Below are 15,367 nucleotides of genomic sequence, written 5' to 3'. Positions count from 1 at the left end.
TTCTGGTCAACTGCTGGATCGGGTTCGCTGAGATCCTGCATCGACGTTTATTGACGATCGCGTGGGGTCCGGAGCGATGCACTGGGTAGATTGCTGCCCATGACGGGAAGTTGGGGCACGGTTTTGACCGGACTCGTTCCGCTCGGACTGGTGGTGGCACTGTCGCCGATCACTGTCATCCCCGCGGTGTTGGTCCTGCAGGCCTCGCGGCCCCGGCCGACGGGTCTGGCGTTCCTCGCGGGCTGGGCGGCGGGCCTGGCAGCGGTGATCGCGGTGTGCGTCCAGCTGTCGCATTCGCTCAGCGGAGTGCACAAGTCCCCGCCGGAATGGGCGTCGTGGCTGCGGGTGGTGCTGGGCGCGGCACTCATCGTCTTCGGTATCTATCGCTGGTTCACGCGGCACGACAGCACAGATTCGCCGGGCTGGATGAAGAAGATCGCGACCGTCACCCCGGCGCGTGCGGCAGCGATGGGCGCGGCGCTGGTCGTGGTGCGCCCGGATGTCGTATTGATCTGTGTGCCCGCGGGATTGGCGATCGGCACCGCCGGGCTCGGGCTCGAGGGCGACTGGCTGGCGGCAGCCTTCTTCGTGATCGTCGCCGCGTCATCGGTGGCGATTCCGACGCTGGCTTACGCGATTGCCGGTGATCGACTCGATGACACGATGCGACGGCTCAAGGACTGGATGGAGAAGAACAACGCCGCGTTGATGGCCGTGATCATGGTGGTCATCGGCGCGATGGTGCTCCACAACGGCGCGCGAGCGCTCGGGTGGCTGTAGATCGCTGCGACCAACGGCAAGCGACGTCGCGCGGGTAGAGCAGCGAGGCCGTGCCGGCGAGCTTCATAGGCACGGTGTCGTGCAGATGCCCAGGTCAGAAACCTGAGCATCCGCACGACAGCGTGGAGAAAGATGTGTGGGCTGATGCGAAGCGTTCCGCATCAGCCCCCTGAGCTTCACAGCTCAGTTAGACCGCGGTGACTCCGGTCGCAGCCGGGCCCTTGCTGCCCTGGCCGACCTCGAACTCGACCCGCTGGCCTTCGTCGAGGGTGCGGAAACCGTTGCTCTTGATCTCCGAGTAATGGACGAACAGATCCTTGGACCCGTCGTCGGGAGTGATGAAGCCGAAGCCCTTCTCACTGTTGAACCATTTCACAGTTCCCTGTGGCATATACCAACTTCTCTCATGTAGAGCGGATGTTAGGAAGAAACATCCGCTCGGCATCGTAGCTCAGTGGGCTACCTCTCTGCACCCTGAACAGCACATATCGCTGCCCAAGTGTGAACTGGTTCGTCGGTGGGTATGAGGTGCACAGGAGTGCGCCGGCCTCCGCTCGCATGCCGGCCCCGGCCCGGAAGTGACGGACATGCGACTGGTTACGGCCGTGCTCGCTGCCGTTTCTGTCCTCTTTTTGGTGGCCTGCGCGCCCGCGCAGCGCGTTGACCTGGGCCGAAGCGCCGGCTACCTGATCGCCGCGATCTCCGGCGAGCCCGACCAACTCGACCCCCAGAAGACCAGCGCGTACTTCTCCTTCGAGGTCCTCGAGAACGTCTTCGACACCCTGGTCGAGCCGGACGCCGATCTGACCATGCGACCCGCTCTCGCCGAGTCCTGGGATATCTCGCACGATCAGCTGGCGTGGACATTCCATCTGCGGCCCGGGGTCACGTTCCACGACGGCAGTCCGCTCACCGCGTCCGACGTCGTCTACTCGTACCGGCGGATCATCGACGGCAAGTTGGCGAGCGCCGACAAGCTCAGCGCAGTCACCGGGGTCACTGCCACGGACGACCACACGGTCCGGATCACCGTCGCGCACCCGACGCCCAACCTGCTGACCAATCTCGGCGGGTTCAAAGGCGTGGCCATCGTGCAGCGCCGCAACGTCGAGGACGGGCAGATCGCCAGTCACCCGATCGGCACGGGGCCGTTCGTGTTCGCGGGCCAGCGCAGCGGCGATGCGATCACATTGCGCGCAAATCCCCACTACTGGGCCGGTGCTGCGCGGATTCCGGGCGTGACGTTCCGCTTCATCAGCGAGCCGTCGACGGCCCTGTCGGCGCTGCAGGCGGGCGAGATCGATTGGACCGATGCGGTGCCCCCGCAACGGGTCGCCCAACTGCGGGGGGACGACTCGATCCACCTCGCGGTGACACCGAGCAACGACTACTGGTACCTGGCCCTCAACGAAGCCCGGCCGCCCTGGCAGGACGTCCGGGTGCGGCAGGCCGTCGCGTATGCCATTGACCGGGCGTCGATCGTGCAGGCCACCAGTTACGGCGCGGCGCAGGCCAATCAGTTGGCGATCCCGCAGGGCAACCCGTGGTACACGCCCTACGACAAGTACCGCTACGACATCGACCACGCCAAACAGCTGCTGCAGCAGGCCGGCTCGGCCCCGTCTGCCATGGACCTGCTGGTCACCAGTGAGTACCCGCAGACGGTCACCGCGGCCCAGGTGATCGCCGACAACCTCGCGCCATTGGGCATCAAAGTCACCATTCGCACCGTCGACTTCGCCACGTGGCTCGACGAACAACACAACGGACATTTCGACATGCTCATGATGGGTTGGCTCGGCAACATCGACCCCGACGATTTCTATTACGCGCAGCACCACACCGGCGGTGCCAGCAATGCCCAGAAATTCTCCGACCCGCGCGTCGACGCGCTGCTGGACGCCGGGCGCACCGAGACCGATCAGCAAGTACGGCACCAGGATTACGCGCAGGCGGCCACGCTCATCGCAGACCAGGTCAGCTACCTGTACCTGTACAACCCGGCGGTGGTGCAAGCCTGGTCACCGCGGCTCAGCGGGTATGAAGCCAGACGCGACAAGGCAATTCGGTTCCGGGGCGCGGTGCTCAGTGGTGACCGCCCATGATCATCCTGCGGTTCCTGGCCCGCCGGCTCGTGTACTCGCTGGTGGTCCTGGTGGGCGTGCTGATCGTGGTGTTCGCGCTGGTGCATCTGGTTCCCGGTGATCCGGTGCGTATTGCGTTGGGCACGCGGTACACGCCCGAGGCCTACGACGCATTGCGCCATGCCAGCGGGCTGGATCGGCCGCTGGCCGCCCAATTCATCAGCTACCTCGGTCATGCCGCGACCGGGAATCTCGGGGTCAGCTTCCGCAGTGGTGACCCGGTGGCCCAGGTGCTGGCCGAGCGGTTGCCGGCCACCGTGTCGCTGGCTGTCGTCGGCATCGCGGCGGCCCTCGTGATCGCGCTGCCCGCCGGGACCTACGCGGCTTCGCACGAGGGCCGGCTCAGTGACGTGATCGTCCGCGTCACAAGCCAATTCGGCGTGTCCATCCCGGACTTCTGGCTGGGTATCCTGCTCATCTCGCTGTTCTCCACCACACTGGGCTGGCTGCCGACATCGGGCTACCGGCCGCTGTTCGAGGATCCCGCCGGCTGGCTGCGCCACGTGATCCTGCCGGGTGTGACAGTGGGGCTGGTGGCGGCGGCGATCATGACGCGCTACGTGCGCTCCGCCGTGCTGGAGGTGTCGGCGATGGGCTACGTGCGCACGGCCCGCTCGAAAGGCCTGCCACCACGAGTGGTCACGTTGCGGCACGTCGTGCGCAATGCCCTGGTGCCGATCCTCACCATCACCGGCATCCAGCTGGCGACCATCCTCGGCGGCGTCATCGTGGTCGAGGTCGTGTTCGCCTGGCCGGGGTTGGGCCGGCTGGTCTACCTCTCGGTGGCCGCCCGCGATTACCCAGTCATCCAGGGCGCGGTGCTGCTGATCGCCGTCCTGTTCCTGGCGGTCAACCTGGTGGTGGATGCGCTCTACGCCCTTGTCGATCCGCGGATTCGGCTGTCATGAGACTGACCGCCAATCCCGTCACGGTGCTCAGCGCCGCTGTCGTCGTCGCCGCTGTCGTCATCGCTGTCGGCGCCGCCTGGCTGGCGCCGTACGGCATCAACGATGTCAACGTGCCGCTGGCACTGCATCCACCGAGCGGCGCGCACTGGTTCGGCACCGACGAACTGGGACGCGATGTGTTGTCCCGGGTGCTGACGGGCCTGCAGGCGTCGATGACGGTCGCGGTGGTCAGCGTGGCGTGCGCGGCCGTGGTCGGGACCGTGCTGGGCGTCTGCGCCGGATACCGGGGCGGCTGGCTGGACACCGTGGTGATGCGGATGGTCGATGTGATGTTCGCGTTCCCGGTGCTGCTGCTGGCTATGGCGATCGTCGCGGTGCTCGGGCCGGGCCTGGCGACGACGATCGCCGCGATCAGCATCGTCTACGTGCCGATCTTCGCGCGGGTGGCGCGGGCCAGCACGCTGGCGGTGCGGGAGGAGCCCTACGTGGCGGTGTCGCGCACCATGGGTACCCCCGCGGCCTACATCCTGGCCCGGCACGTCCTGCCGAACATCACCGGACCGCTCATCGTCCAGACCTCGCTGTCGCTGGCGTTCGCGATCTTGTCCGAGGCCGCGCTGTCCTTCCTCGGGCTGGGTATCCAGCCGCCGCAGCCGTCGCTGGGCCGGATGATCTTCGATTCGCAGGGCTTCGCCACGCTGGCATGGTGGATGGCGGTGTTCCCGGGCGCGGCCATCGTGGTCGTCGTGCTGGCCTGCAATCTGCTCGGGGATGGGCTGCGCGATGTGCTGGATCCCAAGCAGCGCACCATGATCGAGGCGCGGAGGCGTGGGTGATGAGCGCTTGCGCGAAGAACATCAAGCCAGTGCTGCGGGCTGACAAATTGTCCGTACGGATCGGGCGCCGCGAGATCGTGCGCGGTGTCTCGTTGGCGGTGGAGCCCGAGCAGACCCTCGGCATCGTCGGCGAATCGGGTTCGGGGAAGTCGACGACGGTGCTGGCCGCCACCGGGCTGCTCGATGCACCGGGTGCGGTGGTCACCGGTTCGAGTGTCCTTGCCGGACAACAGGAACTCGTCGGCGCCCCGGCCCGCGTCCTGCGCCGCGTGCACGGCGGCAGGATCGGATTCGTGTTCCAGGACCCGGGGACGTCGCTGAATCCGCTGCTCACCATCGAACGACAGATCACCGAATCGCTGGAAACGCACAAGCATCTGACCCGTCGACAGGCTCGCGCCCGTGCCCTGGAACTACTGGAGGCGGTGGGCCTGCCCGATGCGCAGCGCCGGCTGCGCAGTTACCCTCATCAACTTTCCGGTGGTCAGCGCCAACGGGTGATGATCGCGATCGCCCTGGCCTGCGACCCCGAGCTGCTGATCGCCGACGAGCCGACGACGGCCCTGGACGTCACGACGCAGGCACAGATCATCGCTCTGGTGCGAGGGTTGCAGCGCGAGTTCGGCACTGCAGTGGTGTGGATCAGTCACGATCTCGGGGTGATCGGCGAGGTCGCCGACACGGTCACGGTGCTGCGTGACGGCGAGGTCGTCGAGCAGGCGCCGGTCGACACGATCTTCGAGGCGCCGCAGCAGCACTACACCCGTGAATTGCTCGACGCCAGGCCGGTTTTGGGACACCCGGTGCGTGATGTCCCGGATACCGACGTGCTGCTCGACGTGTCCCATCTGGACGTCAGATTCCCCGTGACCACACCGACGGGGCGGATGGTCGTGCACGCGGTGAAAGACGTGTCGTTCCACATCCGGCGGGGGACGACGCTCGGTCTGGTGGGGGAGTCGGGATCGGGGAAGTCGACCGTGGCAGCTGCCCTGACCGGTCTGGTCGAACCTGACGGCGGGCGGGCGGTGCTGGACGGTACGGATGTGTTGACGGTCGGCCGCCGGGAGCGCAAGGCGGTTCGCCGCCGCATCGGCCTGGTGTTCCAGGATTCGTACTCGTCGCTGAATCCCCGTATCCCGGTCGGTGTTTCGATCGCCGAGCCGCTGGCGGGGCGGGCGGGCGAGCGGCAGGTGCGCGAGCTGCTCGACTCCGTCGAGTTGCAGGGGGACTACGCGACGCGATATCCGCACCAGCTGTCCGGCGGCGAGCGTCAGCGCGTCAACATCGCCCGCGCGCTGGCCGTGGCGCCCGAGCTGCTGATCCTCGACGAAGCCACGGCGTCACTCGACGTGTCGGTGCAGGCCAAGGTGCTGGACCTGCTGAGCAGGCTGCAGCAGGAACATGGCTTGACCTACCTGTTCATCGGCCACGACCTCGCGGTGATCGAGCGCATGTCCCATGAGGTCCTGGTGCTGCGCGGCGGCGAACCAGTCGAATACCGTTCTGCTGCCCAGCTGTTCGCGCATCCGGAACACGAGTACACGCGCACGTTGCTCGCGGCCGTGCCGCCGGCGCGTCCGAGGCGCGGGGGTAGTTGTCCGGCATCGTGACCCACGGGGGACGATTGGCGGATGCGCGCGGTGATCTTCGAGCAGTTCGGCGGGCCGGTGGACGTCCGGTCGGTCGCGGACCCGACGCCGTCACGCGGCGGCGTCGTGGTGCAGGTGCACGCGACCGGGCTGTGCCGCAGCGACTGGCACGCCTGGGCCGGACACGACGACGGCGTCGCCCTCCCGCACGTGCCCGGTCACGAGTTGGTCGGGGAAGTGGTCGCGGTGGGCGCCGACGTTCGGCGCTGGCATGTCGGTGATCGGGTCACCACGCCGTTCGTGTGTGGGTGCGGAATCTGCGAATGGTGTGCCGGCGGTCAGGCGCAGGTGTGCCCTGACCAGACCCAGCCGGGTTTCACTCACTGGGGTTCATTCGGTGAGTACGTCGCCCTGCATGCGGCCGACACGAATCTCGTTGCGGTGCCGGAGGTTATCGACGACGCCGCGGCAGCGGCGCTGGGCTGCCGGTTCGCCACCGCCTACCGGGCGCTGCGCGCTCGCGCCGACGTGCAGCCCGGTGAATGGGTGACGGTGATCGGTGCCGGAGGCGTAGGGCTGAGCGCGGTCCAGGTGGCGGCGGCCGCAGGCGCCAACGTCATCGCCGTCGACCGCACCCCGGCGGCGCTGGAACTGGCGCGAAGCCTCGGCGCCACCGAAACCGTGCTGGCCAACGGATTTGACGTGGCTGCCGCGGTCCACGAGATCACCGGCGGTGGCAGCCATGTCGCGGTCGACGCGGTCGGCACCGCGGGGACGTGTGCCGACGCCATTCACAGCCTGCGTCGGCAGGGGCGTCACGTCCAGGTGGGTCTGCTGCCCAACGTCGACGGTCACCCGCAGGTGCCGATGGATCGCGTAATCGCCTGGGAATTGGATGTTCTGGGCTCGCACGGGATGGCCAGTGCCGACTACCCCGAGATGCTGGAGTTGGTCGCCGCGGGCAAGCTGCGCCCGCAAGCACTGGTCGAGCAGGTGGTTGGACTGGCCGAAGGCGCCCGCCTGCTGCCGGAGTTCGGTGCCGCCAGCCCCGTCGGCGTCACTCTCATCGACCCGCGTCAGCCCTGACGGTCAGGGGACCGGCACGCCTTCCCGAAGGAAGTACACGCCGGCGATGGTGCCGTCGGGGTGAATCTTGACCCGGAACTGGCCCGGCATGCGATCCATCTGGAGCGGGACATTGACCACCGTCAGGTCGCCACGGGTCGTGTCCTCGGGGCCGCCGTGGGACTGGAACGCCCCGAACGTGCGCTGGTAGCCGTCCCACACCTGCTGTAATGCCTTGGGGGACAAGCGTTTCTGCAATTCAGGGTCGAAGCGGGCGGTGACTGCGGCGTAGTTGCCCGCCGCGATGTCGTCGATCGCCGTCATCGCCACCTGGTCGGGGGCATCGGCCGCCAGCGCGGTTGGTGCCACGCCGAGTGCGGCGCCCGCGCCGATCCCGAGCGCGGTGATCGCGGCCGCCCATGTGTTCCGACGCTGATGCTTGGACTGTTCTCCCCGCCACATGACGGCCAGCCTATGCGCTCGCGTCCGGCGTGCCATTGACGAGACCCCGGGTACCGCCTAGTTTGACTACACACGTTGTCAACGGTGACAAGGAGCGAGAAAACGATGTCTCTGCCGATCCCGGCCCGTCATCCCGACGGCCCGCAGCCGGTACCCGCGGCGATCAGTTCGTTCGCCGCCATGCTGGCCATCGGAAAACCCGATGCAGCACAGTGGCAGCGGCTGGGTGAGCGCCTCAATGTCGGCGACGAGCCCATGGACTCCCTGGTCGCCTGGATGTCGGAGTCGGGCATGAAGCAGCTGCGTCCGCTCTTCAACCAGGCGCTCGCCGACGGTATCGCCAGCGTGCCGGAGGCGCCGGAGCCGTTGCGCCGGTTCTTTGAATCGATCGAGGCCACGCCGGACTGGGTTGACCATGACGCGCTGCGCATCGGGCAGCGCACGTTGCGCCGCGGCGGCGCGGACGGCATGTACATCGCTCGCGACGTGGCGCTGCTGGGCGGCTACCAGTTCTCCGGGTTCAATCAGACCCTGCTGCGGACCGGAGCCCTGGAAAAGGGGTCCAACCAGCGGTTCGCCGAGACCATGCAGTGGGCACTCGATGTGATCGACGACGGCGGCCTGGGCAAGTTCGGTTCGGGATACCGGTCCACGATCCGCGTGCGGTTCGTCCATGCCATGGTGCGCAGGCACGTGCAGGCGATGCCGGACTGGCGCCCCGAGCAGTGGGGCCTGCCGGTCAATCAGACCGACATGGCGGCCACGCTCGTCGGGGCCCTGATCGCGCCCGTGCTCGGTGGGCTGGCCATGGGCATCCTGGCTACGCCTGCCGAGTTGAGCAGCGTCGCCCATCTCACCCGGTACGTGGGCTGGCTGATGGGTGTACAGGACGAATGGCTGCCGCGATCGTTCCGCGACAGCGTCCGCATCCTGTACCAGACCTCCACCGCGCTCGCGGTCTCCGACGAGACCACCAAGCAGTTGTCGGTGCCGATGGCGAGTGACCCGCTGGCCTGGCATTACCGCGCTGCGACCGGTTTTCGCCGACGACTGGCCTGGGCGCAGCATCTGTCGGTCACGACTGCCTTCCTGGGTCCGCGGGTGATGCGCACGCTAGGGCTGCCGGCCTACATGCCGCCGTGGTATCCGGTGCTGCGCATTCCGGTCAACAGCGTCCGCAGCATTGCGGCGCTGGTCCTGCCGGGCGGTTCGGAGCGAGCGGCCGACCGCGGGTCACGTGAGCAGAAGGCGTTGCTGCACACGATGACCGGCACGGACCAGGCCACCATCGGGGCGTCTGCATCCCACCTTCGGGGCGTGGCCTGACCGCTACGGCAGAGGCGCGACGGTGGCGAGGTAGGCCGGCTCGATGGGGGACGGGTCGCGCCAGGCATGGCTACCGGACATCAACGCGATGGTGAACGCCTCCAGGAGGCCGAACACGACGACAGGCCACAATGCGCCGGCCAGAACGCCGGTGAGCAACGGATGGTCGGGCGGTTGCTCGTCACTGCTCAACCGCCGGCCGACCAGACACGTCGCCAGGGTCACCACGGCCCACAGTGCTGTGTACGCCTCCACGTAGAGGTGGACCACTGGGCTACTCCCCTTTGAGCTGGTGACCGCCGCGCTAGCAGCTGTGACCGAAGGCTCATTGACATGCTGAACGTGTCGTCAATCTAACTCGCGAAAACGCGCCCGCCAAGGACCTCGGCGGCCAGCAAAACGCCATTACGGTACGCCGAGGAGCGGTGGCAAATCGCCATAATGGGAAGTACCCGGCAGTACTGCTATCCAGCTACTTTGACGGGCTAGTCGATTTTTTTGCCAGAAATTTGCGTGTCAGGACGTCAGCGCGGCCTTGCCGGTGTGCTGCTGTCCGGCGCGGTCGATCCAGAACAGGTCGACGACGTCGCCGGGATAGTGCCGATCCAGCACGCTGGTAAGCGCGCCGGCCGAGCTCACCGTGACGGCATCGATGCTCACCAGCACGTCGCCGGGGAGCATCCCGGCGATTTGCGCGGGCCCACCGCTGATCACGTCGCGGATCAACACGCCGGGCAGCTGAGAGTGCTCATCTGTGCCACCGACGCCGACGCCGAGCAGCGTGGGTTGTCCGATGTGGATGTTGTTCGACACGGCACCGGCCCGGATCTGCGCAGCGGTTGCCAGCGCTTCGTTGATCGGGATCGCGAAACCCTCGCCGCCCGGACCCATGCGGTAGTTCAGCGTCGCCGCCGTCGTCATCCCGACGACCCGGCCGTCGGCGGCGACCAAGGGGCCGCCCGAATCTCCGGCCCGCACCGGGGCCGCGAACTGGATCAGGCCCGTCACCTGCTCCGAACTGCCCGTCAACTCGTCTTTTGCGGTGATGCTGCGGTTCAGACCGATCACGTGTCCGGCCTCGTGGGTCAGCGAGCTGCCGCTGCCGTCCGCGTTGCCCAGCGCGACCACCTCGTCGCCGACAGCCAACTGGGTGGAGTCTCCGATCGGCGCCACCGGCAGATCGGCTGCGCCGCGCAGCTGCAGCACGGCGATGTCGTGATGCCGGTCGTAGCCCACCAGGTCCGCGCGGTAGGGCCGCCCGCCGACGGTGGCCGTCACCTTGTCGGCGCCCTGCACGACGTGGAAATTCGTCAGCAGCCCGCCACCCGGGTCCAGTACGAAGCCGGTCCCGGCGCCGATGGCGTGCTGGTAATTGATGATGGTGTCGACGCGCGCGGTCGTGGGTTCGACAGCGGCTGCGGCAGCGGACGGGTCTGCGTGGGCGGCTGGAGTGACGCTGATGCTCGCCAGGCCGACGGCCGCCGCGACGACCGCGGTGCCGAACCGACCGCCGAAGCGGAACCCGCCCATGTGCTGTCCTCCGGACTGCGAGGTGATGGCCGTGTGACCGGCCCCTTAGGCTCCGCGCCCGAACAACCCGGAACCCTTGCCGGAGCGGCGGTTGCGCAGCTTACCGGCGGGGGCGTCATCAGTGGCCTTTTCTTCAGCCTCGTCCTCATCGGTGTCGGCGGTCTCTTCGCCGGACGTCTTGGCAGCTTCATCGGACTCGGCATCGTCGGCGTTACCGGCGTCGGCGGTCTCGGCGGCCTCGGTTGCCTCTTCGCCGGCCTCCGCAACGGTCTCTGAGGCGGTCTCGTCGCCGGCTTCGGCGGTGCTGACTGGGGCCTTTTCACTGGCCTCGTCATCCTTGCGCCGGCCGCGGCGAGTGCCGTCCTTGACCTTCAGCGGAGCTGGGGGCGGCGGCGGCAGTTCGGCGACAAAAGCCAGGTAGAACCCGAGTGCGGCGAGCAAGGCCAGCCCGGCCGCGCCACCGTAGATGCCGAACAACCAAGTGCCCGCCTGATCCAGGGTCAGCCAGATCTCGCTGATCGCGGCACCGATGATCAGGACGCCGGCGACGATGTGCAGGACGATCGACCAGGTGCGCAGAGACAGCGCCAACTCGGGGGTGCCGTACTCGGGCTGGGCGGTGCGCTGGCGGGTGAACAAGACCGGCAGCGCCGACAACGCGACGACGAGGCCGCAGACGATGCGCATCGCGGTGCCGAGAGTGTGCGACCAGTCGCCGGTCAGCTCATTCCAGCGGGGCAGGGCGAAGAAGAAGAAGAGCAGCCCGGCGAGCACCAGGAATGACGCGTGCCAAAGGATCGCTACCGGCCGCCGCATGCTGCTCCTCGAGGTTTTTCGCTCCGATGTGGGTCCGGGGTGCGACCGGCTTGTCAGCTGGTCGCACCCCGGACCGAGTGCGGAGGATAGGGGATTTGAACCCCTGAGGGCTGTTAACCCAACCCGCGTTCCAGGCGAGCGCCATAGGCCACTAGGCGAATCCTCCGTCGACAAGGGTACCCGACCCGGATCCGACGCCCTACCGGCGTGCCACCGGGTGGGTACTACACTCATGGCCGGACCCCGCGCGGCGTCCATCCTGTGAACTCCCCCAGGGCCGGAAGGCAGCAAGGGTCAACGGGCTCTGGCGGGTGCGCGGGGTCCCCTATGTTTTCGCGATCTGATGCGAGAGGCGCGCCGTGTCGTTTCTGTCCCTCGGCCGTGACGAATTGCAGGCCCAACTCGAACTGCAGCAGCGCAATTACACCGAGCTGCAGGCCCGCAATCTGACTCTCGATCTGACTCGGGGTAAGCCGTCAGCGGAGCAGCTCGATCTGTCGAACGCCATGCTGGGCCTGCCCGGGGACACCCCGGGCTCCTACCTGGATTCCACCGGCACCGACACCCGCAACTACGGCGGCCTCCACGGCCTGCCCGAGCTGCGGGCCATCTTCGGTGAGCTGCTCGGCCTGCCGGTGTCGAACCTGATCGCCGGCAACAACGCCAGCCTGGAGCTGATGCACGACGTCATCGTGTTCTCGCTGCTGCACGGTGGTGTCGATTCGCCGCGGCCTTGGATCGAGGAAGCTGCAAGTTCCGGTCTTAGGTTTCTGTGCCCGGCGCCGGGGTATGACCGCCACTTCGCGATCACCGAGAGCTTCGGCATCGAGATGATCCCGGTGCCCATGCTCGAGGAGGGCCCGGACGTCGACCTCATCGAGGAACTGGTCGCTGCCGACCCGGCGATCAAGGGCATGTGGTGTGTGCCGGTGTTCGGCAACCCGACCGGCGTCACCTACTCCTGGGAGGTCACCCGGCGGCTGGTGCAGATGCAGACGGCCGCACCGGATTTCCGGCTGTTCTGGGACAACGCCTACGCCGTGCACACGCTGACGCACGAATCGGTGCCGAACATCGACATCGTCGGGCTGGCCGCGACCGCGGGCAACCCGAACCGGCCGTACGTCTTCGCCTCGACGTCCAAGATCACCTTCGCCGGAGCCGGCGTCAGTTTCTTCGGTGGCTCGCTCGGCAACATTGCGTGGTACCTGCAGCACGCAGAGAAGAAGACCATCGGCCCGGACAAGGTGAACCAGTTGCGCCATGTGCGCTTCTTCGGCGACGCCGACGGCGTGCGGTTGCACATGCAGCGGCACCAGGCGCTGATGGCGCCGAAGTTCGCGGCGGTCGCCGAGATTCTCGACGACCGGCTCAGCGAGTCGAAGATCGCGTCGTGGACCGACCCCAAGGGGGGCTACTTCGTCAGCCTCGATGTGTGGCCTGGCACCGCCAGGCGCACCGTGGCTCTGGCGAAGGATGCCGGCATCGCGGTGACCGCGGCCGGTGCGTCGTTCCCGTACAAGAAGGACCCGGACGACAAGAACATCCGGATCGCGCCGACGTTCCCCTCGCTGCCGGACCTGCGGGTCGCCATCGACGGCCTGGCGACGTGCGCGCTGCTGGCTGCGACCGAGGTACTGCTGAAGGACTGAGGCCGGGCGGGCCGGGCACTCCGGATTGACTCTGAACTGGAGTCGACCCTGACTGCACGGCGATTCGCGGGCGGATTTCCCGCCACCACGTCAGGTTCGCGACCGACGATCGGTGAGGTTCAGAGGCAACGGGCAGCAGAGCGGCCGTCAGACTCGCTCGGTAGCCTTCTCCCGTGGCTCTCTACCGCAAGTATCGACCGGCAAGTTTCGCTGAGGTAGTCGGGCAGGAACATGTCACCGAGCCGCTGTGCAACGCGCTCGAATCAGGGCGGATCAACCACGCCTACCTGTTCTCCGGGCCGCGCGGCTGCGGTAAGACGTCGTCGGCGCGCATCCTGGCCCGGTCACTGAACTGCGAGGAGGGCCCGACGGCCAACCCGTGCGGGGTGTGCCATTCGTGTGTGGCGCTCGCGCCCAACGGGCCGGGCAACATCGACGTCGTCGAGCTCGACGCGGCCAGCCACGGTGGTGTCGACGACACGCGTGAACTTCGGGACCGCGCGTTCTACGCACCGGCACAGTCGCGCTACCGCATCTTCATCATCGACGAAGCGCACATGGTGACCAACGCCGGTTTCAACGCGCTGCTGAAGATCGTCGAGGAGCCGCCGGAGCACCTCATCTTCGTGTTCGCGACCACGGAGCCGGAGAAGGTGCTGCCGACCATCCGGTCGCGTACGCACCACTACCCGTTCCGGTTGCTGCCGCCGAAGACCATGCGCGGGCTGCTGGAGAAAATCTGCGCTCAGGAGGACGTGGGCGTCGACGACGCCGTGTACCCATTGGTCATCCGGGCCGGCGGCGGCTCGCCCCGCGACACGTTGTCGGTGCTCGACCAGCTGCTGGCCGGCGCTGAGCAGAACCGCGTGGTCTACCAGCGCGCGCTGTCCCTGTTGGGAGCGACGGACCTCGCGCTGATCGACCGCGCTGTAGACGCACTGGCCGCGGGCGACGGTGCCGCGCTCTTCGGAGCCGTCGAGTCGGTGATCGACGCCGGGCACGACCCGCGCCGCTTCGGCACCGACCTGCTGGAGCGCTTCCGGGATCTGATTGTGCTGCAAGTGGTTCCGGATGCCGCGGCGCGCGGTGTGGTCGACGCGCCGGATGATGTCATGGAACGCATGCGGGACCAGGCTGCCCAGATCGGCACCGCGACACTGACCCGCTACGCCGAGGTGATGCATGCCGGCCTGGGGGAGATGCGCGGCGCGACGGCACCCCGGCTGCTGCTCGAAGTGGTGTGCGCCCGGCTGCTGCTGCCGTCGGCCAGCGACACCGAGGCCGCTCTGCTGCAACGGATCGAGCGCATCGAGACCCGGATGAACGTCTCGATCCCGGCGTCCGAGGGTGGGGTCGCCGCCGCACCACGTCCCGCTCCGGCAGCGGTGGTAACGCCAGGTTCTGTTCACGAATCGTTGGCGGAAGCTCCGCCCGGCCTGTCCACGCCGGCCGCTGACGCAGGCTTGGGTGCCCCGCGATTCATGCGGAGAAGCCAAGCGCCGCAACCGGTTTCTGCCGCTGAGCCGGAGTATGTGCCGACGCCGCCGGCACCCTCGGCACCTCCGGTCTCGCGTCCTGAGCCGCGTCCGGCCCCCGAACCCGCGCCGGTTCAACGTGAAACATCACCTGAACCGGCCCCCGCACCCGCTCCCGCGCCCGCAGCCCCGGCGGCCCCGGCACCCGCGGCGACGGCCGCAGCGACGCCCGGCGAGCCCGACGCGGCCGCGGTGCGCACCATGTGGCCGACGGTGCGCGAGAAGGTCCGCGCCCGCAGTCGCTCGCTGGAAGCCATGCTGATGGAGGCGACGGTCCGCGGCATCGAGGCCGACACCCTGGTGTTGGCGCATCCGGCGCCGCCGCTGGCGAGACGACTCAGCGAGCAGCACAACGCCGACGTCATCCGCGAGGCGCTCAAGGACGCGCTCGGGGTGAACTGGCGGGTACGGTGCGATGCCGGTGCCGCGCCCGCGGGTGCGGCCGGGGCCCCGGCCGCCGGTGCCGCCCCGGCGTCGACGCCGCGACCCGCAGCGCCGACGCCCGAGCAGCAGGCTGCCGTCGAGCGCGCCGAAGAAGAGGACATGCTGGCCGACGCCGCCAACGACCGCGGCACGGACGTGCCCCGGCGCGATCCCGAAGAAGTGGCGCTGGAACTGCTCAAGAGTGAGCTGGGCGCCCGGCCGATCGGGGAGTAGTAGGGCGGCGAAACCCGTCAGCTTGGGCTGACCATGTCAGCTGATGGTGACAGGTCCTGACCGA

14 protein-coding genes, 1 tRNA gene and 1 other RNA gene are annotated in these 15,367 nt (G+C 68.0%); 10 read left to right on the top strand and 6 right to left on the bottom strand.

Annotated features, from left to right (window positions below):
- Positions 1-99: 99 nt before the first annotated feature.
- Entirely contained in the window at positions 100-780 is a 681-nt protein-coding gene (locus tag AC3WTE_RS13500) for a GAP family protein (RefSeq protein WP_492438136.1), read from the top strand.
- Between the two features lie 187 nt (positions 781-967).
- Here AC3WTE_RS13500 and cspE read toward each other — a convergent pair whose 3' ends face one another.
- Positions 968-1,171, bottom strand: a complete 204-nt coding sequence (gene cspE, locus AC3WTE_RS13495) for a transcription antiterminator/RNA stability regulator CspE (RefSeq protein ID WP_043402873.1) — start codon at positions 1,169-1,171, stop codon at positions 968-970.
- A gap of 196 nt (positions 1,172-1,367) precedes the next feature.
- On the opposite strand from cspE, the gene AC3WTE_RS13490 reads away from it, so the two are divergent.
- The 5 genes from AC3WTE_RS13490 to AC3WTE_RS13470 are packed head-to-tail and all read left to right on the top strand — an operon-like array spanning position 1,368 to position 7,346.
- Positions 1,368-2,885, top strand: a complete 1,518-nt coding sequence (locus AC3WTE_RS13490; protein WP_492438134.1) for an ABC transporter substrate-binding protein — start codon at positions 1,368-1,370, stop codon at positions 2,883-2,885.
- Positions 2,882-3,832 carry an ABC transporter permease gene (locus tag AC3WTE_RS13485; protein ID WP_492438133.1) on the top strand — a complete coding sequence of 317 codons (951 nt, stop codon included), beginning with the start codon at positions 2,882-2,884 and terminating at the stop codon, positions 3,830-3,832. Before AC3WTE_RS13490 ends, AC3WTE_RS13485 begins: the two co-directional genes overlap by 4 nt.
- On the top strand, positions 3,829-4,668 hold the full coding sequence (locus AC3WTE_RS13480) for an ABC transporter permease (protein WP_492438131.1): 840 nt from the start codon (positions 3,829-3,831) through the stop codon (positions 4,666-4,668). The genes AC3WTE_RS13485 and AC3WTE_RS13480 overlap by 4 nt, the downstream gene beginning before the upstream one ends.
- Complete coding sequence (locus tag AC3WTE_RS13475) at positions 4,668-6,281, top strand: dipeptide ABC transporter ATP-binding protein (RefSeq protein ID WP_492438129.1); 1,614 nt, start codon at positions 4,668-4,670, stop codon at positions 6,279-6,281. The genes AC3WTE_RS13480 and AC3WTE_RS13475 overlap by 1 nt, the downstream gene beginning before the upstream one ends.
- A gap of 21 nt (positions 6,282-6,302) precedes the next feature.
- Positions 6,303-7,346, top strand: a complete 1,044-nt coding sequence (locus tag AC3WTE_RS13470) for a zinc-dependent alcohol dehydrogenase family protein (RefSeq protein ID WP_492438128.1) — start codon at positions 6,303-6,305, stop codon at positions 7,344-7,346.
- 3 nt (positions 7,347-7,349) lie between these two features.
- On the opposite strand, the gene AC3WTE_RS13465 is transcribed toward AC3WTE_RS13470, so the two are convergent.
- Positions 7,350-7,787 (bottom strand): DUF3887 domain-containing protein, encoded by a 438-nt coding sequence (locus AC3WTE_RS13465; RefSeq protein ID WP_492438126.1) that lies wholly within the window; start codon positions 7,785-7,787, stop codon positions 7,350-7,352.
- Between the two features lie 105 nt (positions 7,788-7,892).
- Here AC3WTE_RS13465 and AC3WTE_RS13460 point away from each other — a divergent pair, with 105 nt between their 5' ends.
- Positions 7,893-9,113, top strand: a complete 1,221-nt coding sequence (locus AC3WTE_RS13460; RefSeq protein WP_492438124.1) for an oxygenase MpaB family protein — start codon at positions 7,893-7,895, stop codon at positions 9,111-9,113.
- 3 nt (positions 9,114-9,116) lie between these two features.
- Here AC3WTE_RS13460 and AC3WTE_RS13455 read toward each other — a convergent pair whose 3' ends face one another.
- The 4 genes from AC3WTE_RS13455 to AC3WTE_RS13440 all read right to left on the bottom strand — a co-directional run bounded on the left by AC3WTE_RS13455 (position 9,117) and on the right by AC3WTE_RS13440 (position 11,625).
- Positions 9,117-9,383, bottom strand: coding sequence for a hypothetical protein (locus AC3WTE_RS13455; RefSeq protein ID WP_492438122.1), 267 nt, complete (start codon positions 9,381-9,383; stop codon positions 9,117-9,119).
- 246 nt (positions 9,384-9,629) lie between these two features.
- Positions 9,630-10,643, bottom strand: coding sequence for a S1C family serine protease (locus tag AC3WTE_RS13450; protein WP_492438120.1), 1,014 nt, complete (start codon positions 10,641-10,643; stop codon positions 9,630-9,632).
- Between the two features lie 45 nt (positions 10,644-10,688).
- Positions 10,689-11,459 (bottom strand): lipid uptake coordinator LucA, encoded by a 771-nt coding sequence (gene lucA, locus AC3WTE_RS13445; RefSeq protein ID WP_492438118.1) that lies wholly within the window; start codon positions 11,457-11,459, stop codon positions 10,689-10,691.
- 80 nt (positions 11,460-11,539) lie between these two features.
- A tRNA-Ser gene (locus tag AC3WTE_RS13440) sits at positions 11,540-11,625 on the bottom strand.
- Positions 11,626-11,693: 68 nt separating this feature from the next.
- Between AC3WTE_RS13440 and ffs the strand changes: the two genes are divergently transcribed.
- From ffs to AC3WTE_RS13425, 3 genes are all read left to right on the top strand, one after another.
- Positions 11,694-11,790, top strand: an RNA gene (gene ffs, locus AC3WTE_RS13435) — signal recognition particle sRNA small type.
- A gap of 28 nt (positions 11,791-11,818) precedes the next feature.
- Entirely contained in the window at positions 11,819-13,111 is a 1,293-nt protein-coding gene (locus AC3WTE_RS13430) for an aspartate aminotransferase type Ic (RefSeq protein WP_492438116.1), read from the top strand.
- 173 nt (positions 13,112-13,284) lie between these two features.
- Complete coding sequence (locus AC3WTE_RS13425) at positions 13,285-15,303, top strand: DNA polymerase III subunits gamma/tau (RefSeq protein WP_492438114.1); 2,019 nt, start codon at positions 13,285-13,287, stop codon at positions 15,301-15,303.
- The last annotated feature ends 64 nt before the right edge of the window (positions 15,304-15,367 follow it).

The sequence above is a fragment of the Mycobacterium sp. FW102-FHT13B02 genome, from assembly GCF_058790275.1.
The sequence above is the reverse complement of the archived record's forward strand: the minus strand, read 5'-3'. Positions and strand labels throughout refer to the sequence as shown.

Coding starts and splice junctions, on each gene's coding strand:
- AC3WTE_RS13500 (WP_492438136.1), top strand. CDS start 100: ATGACGGGAAGTTGGGGCACGGTTTTGACCGGACTCGTTCCGCTCGGA.
- cspE (WP_043402873.1), bottom strand. CDS start 1,171: ATGCCACAGGGAACTGTGAAATGGTTCAACAGTGAGAAGGGCTTCGGC.
- AC3WTE_RS13490 (WP_492438134.1), top strand. CDS start 1,368: ATGCGACTGGTTACGGCCGTGCTCGCTGCCGTTTCTGTCCTCTTTTTG.
- AC3WTE_RS13485 (WP_492438133.1), top strand. CDS start 2,882: ATGATCATCCTGCGGTTCCTGGCCCGCCGGCTCGTGTACTCGCTGGTG.
- AC3WTE_RS13480 (WP_492438131.1), top strand. CDS start 3,829: ATGAGACTGACCGCCAATCCCGTCACGGTGCTCAGCGCCGCTGTCGTC.
- AC3WTE_RS13475 (WP_492438129.1), top strand. CDS start 4,668: ATGAGCGCTTGCGCGAAGAACATCAAGCCAGTGCTGCGGGCTGACAAA.
- AC3WTE_RS13470 (WP_492438128.1), top strand. CDS start 6,303: ATGCGCGCGGTGATCTTCGAGCAGTTCGGCGGGCCGGTGGACGTCCGG.
- AC3WTE_RS13465 (WP_492438126.1), bottom strand. CDS start 7,787: ATGTGGCGGGGAGAACAGTCCAAGCATCAGCGTCGGAACACATGGGCG.
- AC3WTE_RS13460 (WP_492438124.1), top strand. CDS start 7,893: ATGTCTCTGCCGATCCCGGCCCGTCATCCCGACGGCCCGCAGCCGGTA.
- AC3WTE_RS13450 (WP_492438120.1), bottom strand. CDS start 10,643: ATGGGCGGGTTCCGCTTCGGCGGTCGGTTCGGCACCGCGGTCGTCGCG.
- lucA (WP_492438118.1), bottom strand. CDS start 11,459: ATGCGGCGGCCGGTAGCGATCCTTTGGCACGCGTCATTCCTGGTGCTC.